The following is a 15,711-nucleotide window of genomic DNA, read 5'->3' as shown; positions in this document are numbered from 1 at the left end:
GCAGATACGAAAAAGGCCCGAAAAACGGGCCTTTTATTCATTATTTGCAATAAACACAAACACTCACAGCCCGTTAGTTAGGGATGTGCCACCACCAATTTTTGTTAGTAATTAATTGTGTTGAATGTGTCATTTACTGTTTTTCGCTGTTTAGTGTCGTATTTTGTATGTTAATGCTGTTTTATCAGCGTTATTTAGGGATTTTATTTCACTCCCAAGGTATTTAACCAGAATATTTTGTGGCGTTTAACATATAATACCGCCAGCACCCTTATAGAAGAAAACAATTCGACGGTTGTGTCAATACAAAGTGCGATAAAAAGTTTAAAACTAACTAATTAAAGCGTTATATGATAGAAGCCATGAAAATAGATTTACATTGTCACAGTACCTATTCAGACGGTCGCCTTACGCCAAAGGAACTGTTAGATCGCGCACATAACATGCAAGTGGATGTATTGGCGTTAACTGATCACGATACTGTGGCAGGTGTGCAAGAACTCAAAGATTTACAGCAACTCACAAAGCGCACATTGCATATTATTTCAGGCGTCGAGTTGTCGACCAGTTGGCATGGCTTTGATATCCACATAGTAGGCTTGAATGTAGACCATGATGACTCTACCTTTTTAGCGAGGTTACAAGAACAAGCTGATCGTCGTGAATGTAGAGCACAAAAAATTGCTCACAAATTAGAAAAAGCTGGAGTAAGTGGTGTATATGATGTCGCTAAACAATTTGCTGGGGTAGGGCAAATAACGCGTGCGCATTTCGCTCGAGCTTTGGTAAAACTAAATGCGGTTGATAGTCTTGAAAGCGCATTTAAAAAATATTTGGGCAAGGGTAAAAAAGCCCACGTAAAACCTGAATGGATAAGCATTGCAGTTGCAGTGACTTGGATTCAAGATGCCGGAGGGCAGGCTGTTTTAGCTCACCCTGGACATTATGATATGACAGCAAAATGGCTGCGTAGATTGGTGGCTGAATTTGCCTTTGCTGGCGGTGATGGCATTGAAGCTAACCATATGCATTTAGCGCCGAGCAAAAGAGAGTTGCTGGTGGAATTAGCCATAGAACATAATTTATTAGCTTCAACAGGTTCTGATTTCCATTATCCCAGTCGCTGGACTGAATTGGGGAAAAGTTTGGCATTTTCGGAACAATTAACCCCGGTTTGGCACGATTGGCAAAATATCGCGCCACAAAATGTAGCTTAGGAAAATAGCAAAAACTTATGAGTCAGTATTTTTACGTTCACCCAGAGAACCCGCAGCAGCGATTATTACGTCAAGCATGTGAAATTATTCGTGCTGGTGGCGTAATCGTTTATCCTACAGATTCTGGTTATGCCATTGGTTGTCAGATGGAAGACAAGTCTGCATTAGAAAAAATTTGCAGAATCCGGCAAATCGGAAAAGAGCACAATTTTACGTTGATGTGTCGTGATATGTCAGAGTTATCTAATTATGCTCGTGTTGATAATACGGCGTTTAGATTAATTAAAAATAATACACCAGGGCCATACACTTTTATTCTCAAGGCCACGAAAGAAGTGCCTAAACGTTTGCAGAATCCAAAACGTAAAACCATTGGAATTCGGGTCCCGGATAATATAATCGCATTGCAGTTATTAGAAGAATTAAACGAACCTTTGATGTCTACAACCTTGATTCTACCCGGTGAAACGCAGGCTGAATTCGATCCTGATGAAATCCGCGATAAATTAGAGCACCAGGTTGATCTGATTATCAATGGTGGTTATTTAGGTGAGCAACCTACTAGCGTAATCGATATGTCGGAAGGTGGAATTGATATCATCCGAGAAGGTAGTGGCGACACTAGTGTATTTGGATAAGTAAATGACGCAAGAGTCAATACCTAACAAGCCGCCGATTCAACAGCCATTGCCATTAGCATTTGTGAATGGTGAAGCGCTGATTGAAAAGCCGGAAGACTTATACATCCCACCCGATGCCTTAGAAGTGATTCTCGAAGCATTCGAAGGGCCGTTAGATTTACTCTTATACCTGATCCGAAAACAAAAGTTCGATATCGTTAATTTGCCAATCTTACAAGTCACCCAACAATACATGGAATATGTCGAGGTGATGAAGGAAATTAAACTAGAATTGGCTGCCGAGTATTTATTGATGGCCGCTATTTTAGCGGAAGTGAAATCTAGGTTATTGTTACCTAAAAGACCGGATGCAGAAGATGATGAAGACGATCCGAGAGCTGAATTAATCAGACGTTTGCAAGAGTATGAAGCTATAAAGTTGGCTGCTCAAGAAATAGATGGTTTACCGCGTATGGAAAGGGACTTGTTCGGCGCAACGGCAATTCCAGATGCGCAAGTTGCACCGATAAAGATCCAACCCGAAGTGGGCTTACAGGAGTTGGTTTTGGCATTTCACGGCGCGATTAAAAAGGCAAAAGCATTCGAACATCATCAAATTGAACGTGAAGTGCTCTCGACGCGTGAGCGAATGAGTAGAATTTTAGACATGCTAGATAGTAAAAATTATGTAGATTTCGAAACCTTATTTACTGTTTCAGAGGGGAAAGCCGGTGTGGTTGTCACATTTTTAGCTATCCTTGAACTAGTAAAGGAGAGCTTAGTCGACCTAGTACAGGCGCAACCGTTAAGCCAAATTCATATTAAGCTGCGTGACAGGGAGTCAGATGTATGGCAAAGCTAACTGATGCGCAGTTAAAACAACTGGTCGAAGCCGCTATTTTCGTTGCAGATGAGCCTTTAAGCAAAGATAAATTGCAGCTGACGGTATTGGAAGGCTTAAAGGTTTCGAATAAAAGGCTTGAGGCCGCGTTGGCAGAACTCGTATTGGATTATGCGCCTAGAGGAATTCAACTGGTAGAGGTGTCTACTGGTTTTAGATTTCAATCGGTAGATAGTTTAAGTCCGTGGCTAAGTAAGTTATGGCAAGAGCAAGCACCACGTTATTCTCGGGCATTGCTTGAAACTTTGTCTTTGATTGCATATCGACAACCTATCACCCGTGGTGAAATCGAAGACGTACGAGGCGTGTCAGTCAGTAGTCACATTATTAAGACCTTAACGGAAAGAGAATGGGTTAAGGTGGTAGGGCATAAAGAAGTGCCAGGAAGACCGGCGTTGTACGCCACGACTAAAGCATTTTTAGATTATTTCGGGCTCAAGAATTTAGCGGAATTACCTGCAATGCAAAGCATAGAGGTACTGCCGGAGCAGGAACAAGAACAAGCGGATGAGCTACGACTGCAAAAAGTGGCTGATCAAATTAATTCAGATACAATGTCTTCAGAATCAGCGTCAACTATCGCTGACTCTGAAGCAAATAAAGAGCAATTACATTAATGAGTGAAAAACTGCAAAAAGTACTAGCAAATGCCGGTAAAGGATCCCGTCGTGAGATGGAAAAATGGATCGAGCAGGGGCGTATTTCAGTTAACGGTAATATCGCTACCTTAGGTGATAGGGTTGAAAACACGGATCAGGTCAGAGTAGACGGTCAGTTGTTGACTATCGCGCAAGAAAAGCCGGTCTGTAGGGTACTTATGTACAATAAACCTGAAGGCGAATTATGTAGTCGAAAAGATCCCGAAGGGCGGCCAACGGTGTTTGACCGTTTACCAAAAATACAAAATGGCCGCTGGATTGCGGTAGGTCGTTTAGATATTAATACCAGTGGTTTGCTACTGTTTACCAACGACGGTGAGTTGGCTAACCGGTTGATGCATCCCAAACATGAAATTCAACGTGAGTATGCCGTCAGAGTGTTTGGTGAAGTTGATCATAAAATGATCACGCAGCTTAAAAAGGGCGTTGAACTTGATGATGGTGAAGCTAAATTTACTACCATCTCTCGTCGTCCTGGTGATGATGAGAGTCTTAACTCATGGTTTAACGTCACCTTATCTGAAGGACGTAATCGAGAAGTGCGACGTCTTTGGGAATCTCAAGGAGTGCAAGTAAGTCGCCTGATCCGGGTGAATTATGGTGGGTTGGAATTACAAAAACGTTTACCCCAAGGTGGTTGGATAGAGTTGACCTTGGAAGATGTGAATCCGTTGCGGAAGTCAGTGCAATTGCCTAATGAAACGGAAAGTTTGGTCAATGAAAAGCGCAACAAGCTAGATCATGTACGCATTAGTCGTATGCGTCGTTCAGTGAAAAAACATAAATTAAATAAAAACCCCAAAAAAAGCTAAATTTACAATTTAGCTGTTCTTCGTTAAAACGCCTCTACATCCATATGCAGGGGCGTTTTTGGATTTTTGAACACTATAACGATATTACCAATAATCCAATCGAGCAGGCAAAACCGACACCCCAAAAGAGACTTCTTAAACGATGCACGTTAAACCAATAGCAAAGTGCATAAATTAGACGTGAAACTATAAAACCGATGGCCAGATATTGGGCTATTTCACCGACGTTGTGGGTGATTAAAGCGGTTAAAGCTCCGGGGACAAACATAATTAAAGCTTCAAAACTATTTTCGTGTACAGCTTTGGCGCGAGCGCCGAATCCACGCAATTTATTTTGCTGAGCGCGAGGATAACGATTGTTATAACCACCCGCTTTATTTTGTGCATATGCCAAAGGCGCTTTAAATAAAATGGGCATTGATGTGGCAATGATCAAACAGATAATGATGGTCGTCATAATGTACTCATTGGTTTAAATGAACTTATGGTTGCTACGGTAACATCAATTTATTTGATCAAACAAATAGGTTTTTGCGCATCGCGAAATAAAAAATGGCCGCCTAGAAAAGATTGATACTGGGCGGCCTAATTGTCGGGAATGACATTCGGTTCAATTAAAATTCAGCTCGGTTTTGTTAATTTATTTTTCTCAAATTACTTTTCATTGTCATACTGAATTTCGACTTTTTTAAGTAACTCAGCATCTTCAATATTAAGGTCGACTTCACGGTAGAGGATGATTTGTCCGGAAACTGTAACACCCATTTCTATATTAAGCTTAGGTATAGAGTGACCTTTATTATTTCGATTGTTTTGATGAAATATGATGTCACCCAGTATCTGAGTATTATTGGTTAATTTAATATCACCGTTATGAGTATGAACTGAGCCATTTACGCTAACGTTTTGCAATTGAATGTCGCCGTTAACGGTTTCAACATCCTGACCCAACTTTGAATTCGGCATCAAACTGATATCTCCGTTGACCGTTTTAACATATCCAGCGCTGGTAAAATGATGGCCAGCTTGAATATCACCGTTTACGGTAGAGGCATTTTGCACCTCTACATATTCACCCATTTCAATACTGCCATTTACTGTATCTACAGTTCTAGCGGTTACATCGTCATGTAGCTCAATCCCACCATTTACAGAACTCACATTCGATACATGTTTACCTTTTGACACTTCTAATCCACCAAACACGCTACTTACGCTATTGCCTTCAGAGGTATCATTACTTCCACCACCAACGTGAATAATGCAGCCAGATAAGGCGAAAACAGCTGAAACTGTGACTAACGTTTTTGATATTGTTTTAAATGACGTTAAAGCAAACATAATATTCCTGATTGTGTAAAGTTTTTAGTTTTTAGTTAGTTGTGAAGAAATTAGCAGAACTTAGGCCAATTTTTTAACACATTGATAATTATTGATTTTATTTGATTTAGTGCTCAAAGATGAAATAAGTGGTTAGGCAAATTGCCAAGAATTTAGTGATTTACGCTTAAGCAGTGGTGAAATGTGCGAATTCTTGAAGTTAATTTTTAACGTCGGCTACATAGAGCCTGTAACCGACGATATTGACTACTTTTCCAATAACGTAATTAAACTCGATGTGTCGAATCGGCCGCCACCGTTAGCCTGAACTTGACTATAAAACTGATCAACTAAAGCGGTAAGTGGCAAATGCGCATTGGAGCGTCTTGCTTGATCTAATACGATACCTAAATCTTTGCGCATCCAATCGACTGCGAAACCAAAATTAAACTGATTCTCCAACATTGTATTTGCGCGATTATCCATTTGCCATGATTGCGCCGCTCCTTTAGAAATTACTTCAACCACAGCTTCTGCATCCAAACCGTTTCGTTGAGCAAAATGTAGGGCTTCAGAAAGTCCTTGCACAACACCAGCGATACAAATCTGATTGACCATTTTCGCCATTTGACCGCAACCTACAGGACCTAGCAGCTTTTGCATTTTTGCATAACAGCGAATTAAGGATTCGATTTTTAAATAGTCATCCTGCTTAGCACCTAGCATTACCGTTAGAGCTCCGTTTTCCGCACCTGCTTGTCCACCGGAGACAGGAGCGTCCACAAAGCCAATGCTTTTACTCTCAGCGAGCAGGGCAAGTTCTTTGGCGACAGAAGCTGAAGTGGTCGTGTGATCGACAAAAATACTGCCTGCTTTCATACTTGAAAAGGCACCGTATTCACCGCTGGTGACTTGTCGTAGATCATCGTCGTTGCCGACGCAAGCAAACACAACATCTTTATTTTGAGCTGCTGCGGCCGGTGTGGCCGCTTTATTGCCTTTATATTTTTCTAGCCAAAGATTAGCTTTGCTATCCGTACGATTAAATACTGTGACCTTATGTCCAGCATTTGCGAGGTAGCCGGCCATTGGAAATCCCATTACACCTAGGCCAATAAATGCAATGTTTACAGAGTGAGTTTGAGTTGACACAAGCGTTCCTTTGATTTTCTATGCTGTTTCAGCGTTGTTTTCACTTTCTTTATTCGTTTTCGTTTTCAGTCCGCTACTGGATTCTAGGACATATTTTTTGGGCATAAAGCAGTCAACTGATGATTCCCGCATTTCTTTTCTAAATTGTTCAGGGTAATCATCTGTCAATAAACAGCCTGCCACCAAACTCGGGTAGATCTCATCGTATCGCTTAATTTCTGTTTGGCTAATGCGACGATAAATATGCCCTCTATTAATGGTACAAAAGTCGGTTAAGCCAGCAGAAGAGGCGATGTCCAATGTGGCGTCTACTGTTTCTTTATGATATCTAGCCACTCGTTGAGATTTATCTTCGACAACTAATCCTTTAGCGAGTTTTTTATCTTGAGTCGCGACCCCTGTTGGGCAATGATTTGTATTACACACTAAGGACTGAACGCATCCCAACGCCATCATCATACCACGTGCACTATTGCAAATATCAGCACCGACAGCGAGATTTCTAACCACATGGAAACCTGTAAAAGCTTTGCCGCTTGCGATAACACGAATATCTTTTTTAAGATCGAAACCTTTTAAAATATCGCAGACATAAACTAAGGCCTCTCTTAACGGCATTCCAACCGAGTTAGAGTATTCCAAAGGCGCAGCTCCTGTGCCACCTTCGCCACCATCGACAGTAATAAAATCCGGTTTAATACCGGTTTGCACCATGGCTTTGCAAATCGCTACAAATTCACTTTTTTGACCGATACAAAGTTTAAATCCAATTGGTTTTCCATCTGATAAATCCCGCAATTGTTGGATGAAACTCATCATTTCCAACGGGTTAGAAAACGCACTATGGCCTGGAGGAGAGTCTACGCGTGTGCCGGCCTTAACTAATCGGATTCGAGCGATTTCAGGCGTGTTTTTATCCGCGGGTAAAATCCCTCCATGACCCGGTTTAGCACCTTGTGATAATTTAATTTCTACCATTTTTATGGTGTCGTTTTTCATCACTAGTTTAAATGCATCTGGATCAAAATTACCGTGGGTATCTCGACAGCCGAAGTAACCGGTTCCGATTTGCCATACTAAGTCGCCGCCATGCTCTAAATGATAAGGACTAACACTGCCTTCTCCTGTGTTATGGTAAAAATTACCTAACTTAGCTCCTTTATTCAGCGCGCGAATGGCGTTAGCACTTAATGATCCGAAACTCATTGCTGAAATGTTAAACACACTGGCTTTGTATGGTTGCAGGCAATCTGGTCCGCCAACGGTTACTCTCGGCACAGATTTACTTTCATCATGATGCACGGCGCTAAGTGAGTGACTGACCCATTCGTAACCAACATTTTGCGTATCTAATTTTGTGCCGTAAGGTAATGAATCCATTTCACCTTTGGCTCGCTGATAAATAACTGAACGAAACATGCGGTTTACTGGTGTACCATCCGTTTCAGATTCAAAGAAGTATTGACGAATAAATGGACGTATATCTTCCATTATCCAGCGTCCGTGTCCAACTACTGGATAATTGCGTAACAATGCATGTTTAGTTTGGAATATATCGTAGAATCCGATTAGCGTAATAGGGATAAGTACTGCCATTCCCCAATATGATAATGACCAGAAGCTGCTGGTAAAAATTAACAATCCCCAGCTAAAAAACATAAATAAATAGAAAGCAAATCGCATGTTTTTCCCCATTAAATTGTGCTCAATTAAAACGCTGCACTGCGGTTTTCAATTTTCCAAAGATAAATCTAAGGATTTGTGTAGCTTAACATGTGAATAAATTTACAAAGATAACCTCAGGTTAGATTGAATTTCGTCAACAAGCACTTTTGGTACCTGATACTCGTTTGCTAACCTTTTCCATTTTGATACTTGTTCTACGACCTCATCTATAATGCGATCAATTTTCCGTTTGTTAAAAATAGGACTTAGACTGCTGAAAGTGTAGAAATCGTGTCTATCGAAATTATCTCGCTTCGCATTTAATGACATCCAATGACTATTTACCCATTTACTACCGGGCTTATAGCTGTAGGCTAGGTCGTAAGCCGGTGCTAACGTCCATTCTTTATTTTTATTAAACATAAATGAGATATTTTTTGCGTGGTCATCATGATTTCTGGCGACAACGTTAAATACCATTCGTCTAAATAATTGTTCCGCTTCTTGTGCACTTAATTGTAACTGGCGAGCAACATCAAACAGTTCAGCATAGGAATATATACCAACTTGTTTAAAACTAACGTGTGCAAGACCGTTGAGTGTTTGTACGTGCACTTTTTCATTTTCGATTCGATCAAATCGTTTTGTGATGAAGTGGCGGCGCTTTCCTTCATCTAGCAAATAACAGGGCATCATGTCAATTTGACAGTTAGTCGCCATTAAATAATAGACGTATTCCATTGCACCATAACCCATGGGGTCACCAAAGGTTTCTTGGTTGGTATTGTGCTCATTCACTCCATCAAATTTCATTAAGTAATGATTAAAACCTTTAGGCGCTTGAGTTTGTCCGGAGCGAACCTGGGTAAAATCATCATTAAAGGCTAATACAGCTTTAGGACGCGCTCCCCCAGCACTCATTCCTACTGACATTAGCGCCATCATCGCTTCTTTATCTTCCTGACCTTGCTGGCTTAATGACACATTGAACTCAGAGCGTTGGTTAACTATTTCCTGCGCTATTTCTACTAGATTTTCAACTTCTAATTGTTGTGACGCATTAAGATTTTTATGTCGCGTTGCAGGAGCAAAAGTTAATGCTCCCATACCGCGAGTTCCAGTATATTTTAGTCGTTGTAGTGGTGATATGTCTTTTGGCGATTTACCTTGTGAAGCAACCCATGCATTGATTACAGCATTACCGAAATCATCGGGTAGGGAATCAGCTATCATCCCCGGTAATCCTTTAAAGGCTGCAAAATCCGCCTCAGGGAAAGTATAAACTTGCTTAGATAAGGGCATCTTTAGCGGTGAAAGTTGGATACCGCTTTTGATGAATGCAGATGTGTACTCAAATGCACCGAGTTGTTTTTCTGTGTCGTAACTGACTGCGCCCACTTCATAATCTTCATAATGAACAATAACGACTTCCATTACCATGTACTCACACCTTTTTTAGGTGTTACTTGGTTGCCTGAAGCCCTTTGACGTCGTTGGCCTTGGCGTTTTGCTAATTGGACGGGGGATTCTGTGGCAATGGGGATGAACAAGTCTAGTTGCTTGGTTAAATCTAATGCCATTAAAATCGCCACGACCGTTTCTAATTGTGCCTGTCCTTTTTCGGCACGCATAATCACTTTTCGAGATAATCCCGTTTTATCCGCTAAGTTTTGCTGTGTTAAATCCGCGTTTAAGCGCGCTTGTTTTAAACGCTCTCCTAAATCTGCGACTAAATTTTTCAATTGCATAACTACCTTAATGGGTTTAAATGGGAACATTATTGGTATATAGGCTAATAATGTTCCATATTTAAGACTTTATCAACCTTTGTTTAATGTATCTTAAAAGGGACATTGTGGCGTTGTATAGTGGTAATGTCCCAATTTTGGGGCATTATGTTAGTGCTTGGTTAAAGTGGGTGATCGTTATAGAACTGAGTAATGAACTGTGAGTCTAATTCTATATGTTGTTGCTCAAGCCATTGAATGGCTTCATCAATAGATGTAAAAAAAGCATGTTCAATTCCGACTTCTTGATATGCAGAGGTTAGCTGTTGTTTGATTGTATTCATGATATCTGTATCGAGAATCACAATTGCAAGCGCTTGTAAGCCCATCTCTTTGCGAATTTTACTCTGCTTAACGAACATATTAAATGTAGAAGGCGGTAACAGACATTCGCCAAATAAACAGCTCAACTGGGCCCAAGGACGTGATTTATCTAAATTACCAATATTAACCGCCATTTGACGAGTACCGTGCATGAGTGATTCATCATTCCACGGCCCGCGTCCTGCAAACAATATTACTTGCTGGCTTCTGCTAACTATGTAATCACCGTGTTCCTGCAATTTAGTAACAACTTGGTCTATTTATTTAACTTAAGTTAAACCCAAAAATTGAAAAAAGTAAAATCCACCATACATATGCACAGTTTCAAATGTATATTTTTGTAGGGCAGAGCACACGAATTGCTGTATTAAACGCTTTCGATATTAATTTATAGCATTAAGGTTTAAAGCCAACACTTCACAATTGAGTTCAGCCAAAATCGATTCTGCCGTGTTGCCTAAAAAGAAGGCCGATACACCTTTTCTGGCAACGGTTCCTAAAATCACCATTTGTGCGTCGATTTGCTTTACCACATTGGGTATAACCGTTTCAGGCACGCCAGATTCGACGTGTTTTTTCGCCATGGTTAGTCCATGCTCTTTTTCCATAGAATCGAGCTTTTCACTATGAAACTTAGCACTGTTTTCACTCAGTTGATGAAGATTTATTGCAGGAAAATCAACTGCTGCACTCATATTGTGTACGATATATGCGCTAACAGTGTGAACTTCACTTGCGCTCAGTTGCGATAAAAATTGGGCTGAATCGAGTATTGCGTGGTTTAGCTTAATGTGGTCTTCATCTTTAGCTAATACGTCCACCGCAGCTAATATTGGTGCATCTTCCCAAGCGGCTTTTTTCACTAATAGAAGCGGGGCATTGCAATGACGCAGTAAATGTCTATCGATAGGCATGGCAAATGGGTTGATACTTGTCGAATCCGCTGTGATGCGTTTAATTACTAAATCAGGCCGTAAATTGTTTACCGCATCTTCAATGCCTTTTGCTACATCCTGACACCATTCTACATGTGCTGTGCAGCGGATATTTTTCTTTTCGAGATCGGCAATAATGGTATTCATATAAAGAAATCTATCGGCCAAATACTCTTTTTTCATTTCTTTGCGATGGTCGCTGGATAGGACGTCTGTGAGTTCCAAAATAGGTTCGTAGATGACAGTGACCAAGTGAATATGAATGTCATTATACTCGGCAAATTTCAACGCCCTAAGTAGGGACTCGTGTTGTTTTCTTTTTCCACTAATAACGACTAAAATTTTTTGGGGTGCGTTCATGGTTATCTCCGTAAATGAATTAAGCTTGACCGGCTCAACGGTACGCCTTAATAAATTATAAAATATTGAAACCAATCAACTTTGATAAAAAATGCTTTTGCAAAACGAATTAAGACAATTTTTACACCACAAAAATTGTGTACTAAGGTTAACAGAGTATATGACTAATCAATTCTGTTTTAAGGAATAAGTGGGTGCATAAAATACATCACTATCTGATTATTACACTGCTGGTGTTAGCGGTTATTCTCATTTTACAAAATATACAAATTATGACTGTTCAAGTATTTTTCTGGCAAATTAGCATGCCTCGTGCGGTACTAATTGCATTAATGCTACTGATCGGATTTATTATTGGATTTTTATTTAAAACTAATAAAAAAAGCGCGCTTAAATAAGTGTAGGAAAGCAAAATTGTTTTGACTACTTTATCGACGATATATGACTTAATGAGCGTCTTTTAATCAAGTATCAATACTCCAACTCCTTCCCCCAGGTTTGTTAACAAATAAACAACAAATGTGACCAGATGCATACGTATTCAGGTCTGCATATGGCTGTATTTATGAATTCAAATGTTAATGTTTGGTTAATTAGAGCAGGCAAATGTTAATTTTAAAATGAGTGGGAGGGCCAATGAATTACGTATTAAGAAAGATCCATGTTCAGTGTCAGAGGTTGTTTTGTTTAACTAAGTGGCAACACGTTGTAGGCGTATTGTTTTTAGTTTGTTCGCTAAGTGTCCATGCTGATGCTTGGCTTGATGGAGACCCTAACGCAATTTGGCAGCGCTCCCCTGGTGTATACAAAGAAGGTAATCATTGGTTTGCGATATTACATACTCAATCTGGCGATACAAATGTAAAACTCTACGGTGATTTCACTAATGGAGAGACTGGCGCGGTGACTATGACTAGAACCCCAGACGGAAAATTCTGGTGGTTTAAAGGAACAGACGCTAGCTTTATACGTGCCCCGCAACATGGCGACAGCTACCGCTTTCAGCTTATTCGAGGTGGCCAGCAACTGACCTTTCAAGATCCTGCCGCGCGTTGGGTAACCCATTCCAATCTTTCTAGCGGAATGTCAAAAATTTACCTTAGTGATGATTATCAATGGCAATCTTCAAATTGGCAAAGACCGGATCAAAGTGATTTAAATATTTATCAGTTACATCCTTTACGTTTTACTGATCGAAATAATGAATCTCCCCTAGACGAAATCACTGAAGAGTTAAATGCCAATAACACTAATGATTATTTAAGTGATTTAGGTGTGACAGCAATTCAGTTACTGCCGGTAAACGAGTTTGCTGGTGAATTGAGTTGGGGTTATAACCCATCTTTTTTCTATGCTATTGAATCTTCTTACGGTGGTCCTGATGCCCTTAAAGCGATGGTAGATGAAGCCCATCAAAGAGGTATAGCAGTAATATTAGATTTAGAGTTTAATCACTTAGGCATCGGTGACAACATTTTGTATACCATGAACAATAATACCTATGCTGATGGGGATACGGTTTGGGGCCCGTTATACAATTTTAACAATGACGTCGCTAAACATTTCTTGATTCAAAACGTGCTGTATTTGGCCCGTGAATTCAAAATTGATGGGTTCCGTTTTGACCATACAAATACTATCCATAACAACTATAGTGGCTACATTACGCAAGCCGGTGACGGTGGTGGATGGGATTTTCTACGAGAACTATATGGCAAAATAAAGACTGAAGATCCGAATATATGGTTTACGGCTGAAGAATTGCCGGACTGGTGGGGTCTCACCGCTGATAACTTAGGCTCGACTGTAGAAGGCAGTGCACATGGGCCTATGGACAGCCAATGGACAGACACCTTTCATGACAATTTTAAATCGGTTCTAACGGGTGGACACTTGGATAACTTATGGCCGGTCTTTGGACACTTCGGTGATGGTTGGCAAGACGCTACTGTTTATAGTGAATCGCATGATGAAGTAGGGAATACTGATGATCGCTTAGCCAAGCGTGGACGCGATGGTAAAGGGTGGGAGATGAATCAATTATCGCTTACAGGAACGGTTTTAGCGCGTGGCACACCGATGGTATTCATGGGGCAAGAGGGAGGAGAGAGTACTCAATTTCATATTGATTGGTGGGATGACCGACTGCCATTAAGTGACTATCAAAATGATGCAGGACGCTCAAAAATCTTAGCATGGTACAAAAAAATGAATGCGGTTAGAGCAGGTGATCCTCTAAGTTTTGCCAGCGGAGATAGCTTGGTTACTCATATTCACAATAATAATGGTGTAGCTGCTTTTACCCGTGACGGTGGCAAATACCTCATTGTGATGAATTTTGGTCCCACTACCTGGTACAACTATGACGTTGGTGTAAGTGGTTCTTATCTAGAAGTGGCAAACACTAGCTGGAATCAATACAACTTAGGCGGAGTGCCTGTAGCAAGCAGAGGGGAGGGCGTAGTAAACACTAGTAATAACGTACATATTCCTGCTTATGGTGCTGTGATATTAGCGCGCAGCTCAACTAGTGCAGCGGTAAACTTCACCTGTAATAATGGCACTACCACATGGGGTCAAAACGTGTATGTGGTTGGAAATATTCCGGAATTAGGCAACTGGGACACTAATGCAGCTATAAAACTGTCTGCTAGCGCTTATCCTACTTGGACTGAGACAGTGACTAACCTGCCAGCTAATACTTCTATCGAATGGAAATGTATTAAACGCGATGTTGGCGCTGTGGTTTGGCAAAGTGGCGCAAATAATCAAATAACAACCCAATCAAGTGGTGCTGTTAATTCGTTCGGTAGCTTTTAAACGTTCAGTAGGCCCTGCCAACGTTATATATTGGTAGGGCAATTTATTACCTTTAACTCGCCATTTGTATCTATGCATTAAACTATCTTTTACATGTCAAAATAATTTACATAATCAAAGTACACCCTCTTAATAATTACCTATCGTACTGAATTATATGGAAATGTTTCTTGGTGTGATTTTTGCTATTTATTCCATGCGTGTATAATTCGTGATGTCTTATCGCTTTTAGTTTTATTCTTTCATGTCGTTTTTTGAAGAAGTTAAAAGGAATATCAAATGAATAATAAATTTACGAAAGTTTTATCTACGATCTTATTTTTGTCTGCAACCAGTCTTGTAAGCCAAGCAAATGCGGGGGTTATATCAGCTTCTGAATTTACTGGTGAGCTTTATGAAGGTTTCGAAGCAAACCAATCACCCGGATTTAGCTCTGCTTCTTTCTTCGGTTTTGAGAACCAAGCAACATTCTCATTAACGGGTAGTGGCTTTTATCACACAACTAGTTCTTGGAGTGGAGGCGAATGTGGATGTGTCTCTGGGGTAGTAGAAGGTTCTTAAGTCGCATCTTTTATTAATGGTACCGGAGAAATGGAAATTGCTTTCAATGAATCGTTATCGAGTTTTGGTGGTTATTTCAATTCACTATTCACTACTACATCAAGCACTATAAGCTTTTTTGACGATGGAAACTTAATTGCTCAAGATGATATCACTGTAGGGTTTGGAAATTATAACTGGCAAGGATGGGAAGCAACCCAAGGTTCTGCATTTGATAGTGTTGTAATTTCTCATTCAAGCATCACAAGCTCATCTTTTTTAATATTCGATGCATTACGTGCGAACAAAGCGGTTGTACCAGAGCCATCAACACTCGCAATATTGGCTTTGGGTTTGATTGGATTGGCTTCTCGCAAATTTAAAAAGTCGTAAGCTCAGTTAGCAATCAAAAAACATTATTATTAAGCACCTTACTCACCGTAAGGTGCTTTTTTGTTAGTGACGCAAAGCTCACCCATGTTACATGAAAGTACATAATTAAAATTAGCGTTATTATTTTAGTGTGAAGGTAAATTTTAATTGGCGCTCGATATCATTAATTAGTCCTAACGGTCTCACGACCAGGCTCAGGCATGTCG

At 40.3% G+C, this 15,711-nt stretch carries 17 protein-coding genes; 9 read left to right on the top strand and 8 right to left on the bottom strand.

Annotated features, from left to right (window positions below; genetic code table 11):
- Positions 1 to 362 precede the first annotated feature (362 nt).
- From GLIP_RS10025 to rluB, 5 genes are read left to right on the top strand one after another with little or no spacing between them, the layout of a single operon-like run.
- Positions 363 to 1,217 carry a PHP domain-containing protein gene (locus GLIP_RS10025; protein WP_040522600.1) on the top strand — a complete coding sequence of 285 codons (855 nt, stop codon included), beginning with the start codon at positions 363 to 365 and terminating at the stop codon, positions 1,215 to 1,217.
- A 17-nt stretch (positions 1,218 to 1,234) separates the two neighbouring features.
- Positions 1,235 to 1,855, top strand: a complete 621-nt coding sequence (locus GLIP_RS10020; RefSeq protein WP_008844505.1) for an L-threonylcarbamoyladenylate synthase — start codon at positions 1,235 to 1,237, stop codon at positions 1,853 to 1,855.
- Between the two features lie 4 nt (positions 1,856 to 1,859).
- Positions 1,860 to 2,699 carry a segregation and condensation protein A gene (locus tag GLIP_RS10015; protein ID WP_008844504.1) on the top strand — a complete coding sequence of 280 codons (840 nt, stop codon included), beginning with the start codon at positions 1,860 to 1,862 and terminating at the stop codon, positions 2,697 to 2,699.
- Entirely contained in the window at positions 2,687 to 3,355 is a 669-nt protein-coding gene (gene scpB, locus GLIP_RS10010) for an SMC-Scp complex subunit ScpB (protein WP_008844503.1), read from the top strand. The genes GLIP_RS10015 and scpB overlap by 13 nt, the downstream gene beginning before the upstream one ends.
- Entirely contained in the window at positions 3,355 to 4,209 is an 855-nt protein-coding gene (rluB, locus tag GLIP_RS10005; RefSeq protein ID WP_008844502.1) for a 23S rRNA pseudouridine(2605) synthase RluB, read from the top strand. The genes scpB and rluB overlap by 1 nt, the downstream gene beginning before the upstream one ends.
- A gap of 73 nt (positions 4,210 to 4,282) precedes the next feature.
- On the opposite strand, the gene GLIP_RS10000 is transcribed toward rluB, so the two are convergent.
- The 8 genes from GLIP_RS10000 to GLIP_RS09965 form a co-directional block, all read right to left on the bottom strand.
- The gene (locus tag GLIP_RS10000; protein WP_008844501.1) at positions 4,283 to 4,666 is read right to left on the bottom strand and encodes an MAPEG family protein; all 384 of its coding nucleotides are present in this window, start codon (positions 4,664 to 4,666) and stop codon (positions 4,283 to 4,285) included.
- Positions 4,667 to 4,863: 197 nt separating this feature from the next.
- A complete protein-coding gene (locus GLIP_RS09995; protein WP_008844500.1) occupies positions 4,864 to 5,550 on the bottom strand; it encodes a DUF4097 family beta strand repeat-containing protein in 687 nt (228 codons plus the stop codon).
- 246 nt (positions 5,551 to 5,796) lie between these two features.
- Positions 5,797 to 6,681 carry an NAD(P)-dependent oxidoreductase gene (locus GLIP_RS09990; RefSeq protein WP_008844499.1) on the bottom strand — a complete coding sequence of 295 codons (885 nt, stop codon included), beginning with the start codon at positions 6,679 to 6,681 and terminating at the stop codon, positions 5,797 to 5,799.
- An 18-nt stretch (positions 6,682 to 6,699) separates the two neighbouring features.
- Positions 6,700 to 8,364 (bottom strand): FMN-binding glutamate synthase family protein, encoded by a 1,665-nt coding sequence (locus GLIP_RS09985; RefSeq protein WP_008844498.1) that lies wholly within the window; start codon positions 8,362 to 8,364, stop codon positions 6,700 to 6,702.
- A 102-nt stretch (positions 8,365 to 8,466) separates the two neighbouring features.
- Positions 8,467 to 9,786 (bottom strand): type II toxin-antitoxin system HipA family toxin, encoded by a 1,320-nt coding sequence (locus GLIP_RS09980; RefSeq protein WP_008844497.1) that lies wholly within the window; start codon positions 9,784 to 9,786, stop codon positions 8,467 to 8,469.
- Positions 9,780 to 10,094 (bottom strand): helix-turn-helix transcriptional regulator, encoded by a 315-nt coding sequence (locus GLIP_RS09975; RefSeq protein WP_008844496.1) that lies wholly within the window; start codon positions 10,092 to 10,094, stop codon positions 9,780 to 9,782. The genes GLIP_RS09980 and GLIP_RS09975 overlap by 7 nt, the downstream gene beginning before the upstream one ends.
- 161 nt (positions 10,095 to 10,255) lie before the next feature.
- Complete coding sequence (locus GLIP_RS09970) at positions 10,256 to 10,648, bottom strand: hypothetical protein (protein ID WP_226992206.1); 393 nt, start codon at positions 10,646 to 10,648, stop codon at positions 10,256 to 10,258.
- 192 nt (positions 10,649 to 10,840) lie between these two features.
- Positions 10,841 to 11,752, bottom strand: a complete 912-nt coding sequence (locus tag GLIP_RS09965; protein WP_008844494.1) for a universal stress protein — start codon at positions 11,750 to 11,752, stop codon at positions 10,841 to 10,843.
- A gap of 194 nt (positions 11,753 to 11,946) precedes the next feature.
- On the opposite strand from GLIP_RS09965, the gene GLIP_RS22305 reads away from it, so the two are divergent.
- From GLIP_RS22305 to GLIP_RS22300, 4 genes are all read left to right on the top strand, one after another.
- A complete protein-coding gene (locus GLIP_RS22305; RefSeq protein ID WP_008844493.1) occupies positions 11,947 to 12,150 on the top strand; it encodes a LapA family protein in 204 nt (67 codons plus the stop codon).
- Positions 12,151 to 12,388: 238 nt separating this feature from the next.
- Positions 12,389 to 14,572 (top strand): carbohydrate-binding module family 20 domain-containing protein, encoded by a 2,184-nt coding sequence (locus tag GLIP_RS09955; RefSeq protein ID WP_008844492.1) that lies wholly within the window; start codon positions 12,389 to 12,391, stop codon positions 14,570 to 14,572.
- A gap of 279 nt (positions 14,573 to 14,851) precedes the next feature.
- Positions 14,852 to 15,133, top strand: coding sequence for a hypothetical protein (locus tag GLIP_RS09950; RefSeq protein ID WP_008844490.1), 282 nt, complete (start codon positions 14,852 to 14,854; stop codon positions 15,131 to 15,133).
- Positions 15,134 to 15,163: 30 nt separating this feature from the next.
- Positions 15,164 to 15,505: a PEP-CTERM sorting domain-containing protein gene (locus GLIP_RS22300; RefSeq protein ID WP_008844489.1), complete on the top strand. Its 342-nt coding sequence runs from the start codon at positions 15,164 to 15,166 to the stop codon at positions 15,503 to 15,505.
- Positions 15,506 to 15,711 lie beyond the last annotated feature (206 nt).

It is taken from the genome of Aliiglaciecola lipolytica E3, from assembly GCF_000314975.1.
In the GTDB taxonomy this organism is placed as follows: domain Bacteria; phylum Pseudomonadota; class Gammaproteobacteria; order Enterobacterales; family Alteromonadaceae; genus Aliiglaciecola; species Aliiglaciecola lipolytica.
This window is presented reverse-complemented; position numbering and strand designations above follow the sequence as displayed.

Bases quoted from the DNA above. Each gene is read 5' to 3' on its own strand.
- GLIP_RS10025 (WP_040522600.1), top strand. From the start codon at position 363: ATGAAAATAGATTTACATTGTCACAGTACCTATTCAGACGGTCGCCTT.
- GLIP_RS10020 (WP_008844505.1), top strand. From the start codon at position 1,235: ATGAGTCAGTATTTTTACGTTCACCCAGAGAACCCGCAGCAGCGATTA.
- GLIP_RS10015 (WP_008844504.1), top strand. From the start codon at position 1,860: ATGACGCAAGAGTCAATACCTAACAAGCCGCCGATTCAACAGCCATTG.
- scpB (WP_008844503.1), top strand. From the start codon at position 2,687: ATGGCAAAGCTAACTGATGCGCAGTTAAAACAACTGGTCGAAGCCGCT.
- rluB (WP_008844502.1), top strand. From the start codon at position 3,355: ATGAGTGAAAAACTGCAAAAAGTACTAGCAAATGCCGGTAAAGGATCC.
- GLIP_RS10000 (WP_008844501.1), bottom strand. From the start codon at position 4,666: ATGACGACCATCATTATCTGTTTGATCATTGCCACATCAATGCCCATT.
- GLIP_RS09995 (WP_008844500.1), bottom strand. From the start codon at position 5,550: ATGTTTGCTTTAACGTCATTTAAAACAATATCAAAAACGTTAGTCACA.
- GLIP_RS09985 (WP_008844498.1), bottom strand. From the start codon at position 8,364: ATGCGATTTGCTTTCTATTTATTTATGTTTTTTAGCTGGGGATTGTTA.
- GLIP_RS09980 (WP_008844497.1), bottom strand. From the start codon at position 9,786: ATGGTAATGGAAGTCGTTATTGTTCATTATGAAGATTATGAAGTGGGC.
- GLIP_RS09975 (WP_008844496.1), bottom strand. From the start codon at position 10,094: ATGCAATTGAAAAATTTAGTCGCAGATTTAGGAGAGCGTTTAAAACAA.
- GLIP_RS09965 (WP_008844494.1), bottom strand. From the start codon at position 11,752: ATGAACGCACCCCAAAAAATTTTAGTCGTTATTAGTGGAAAAAGAAAA.
- GLIP_RS09955 (WP_008844492.1), top strand. From the start codon at position 12,389: ATGAATTACGTATTAAGAAAGATCCATGTTCAGTGTCAGAGGTTGTTT.
- GLIP_RS09950 (WP_008844490.1), top strand. From the start codon at position 14,852: ATGAATAATAAATTTACGAAAGTTTTATCTACGATCTTATTTTTGTCT.
- GLIP_RS22300 (WP_008844489.1), top strand. From the start codon at position 15,164: ATGGAAATTGCTTTCAATGAATCGTTATCGAGTTTTGGTGGTTATTTC.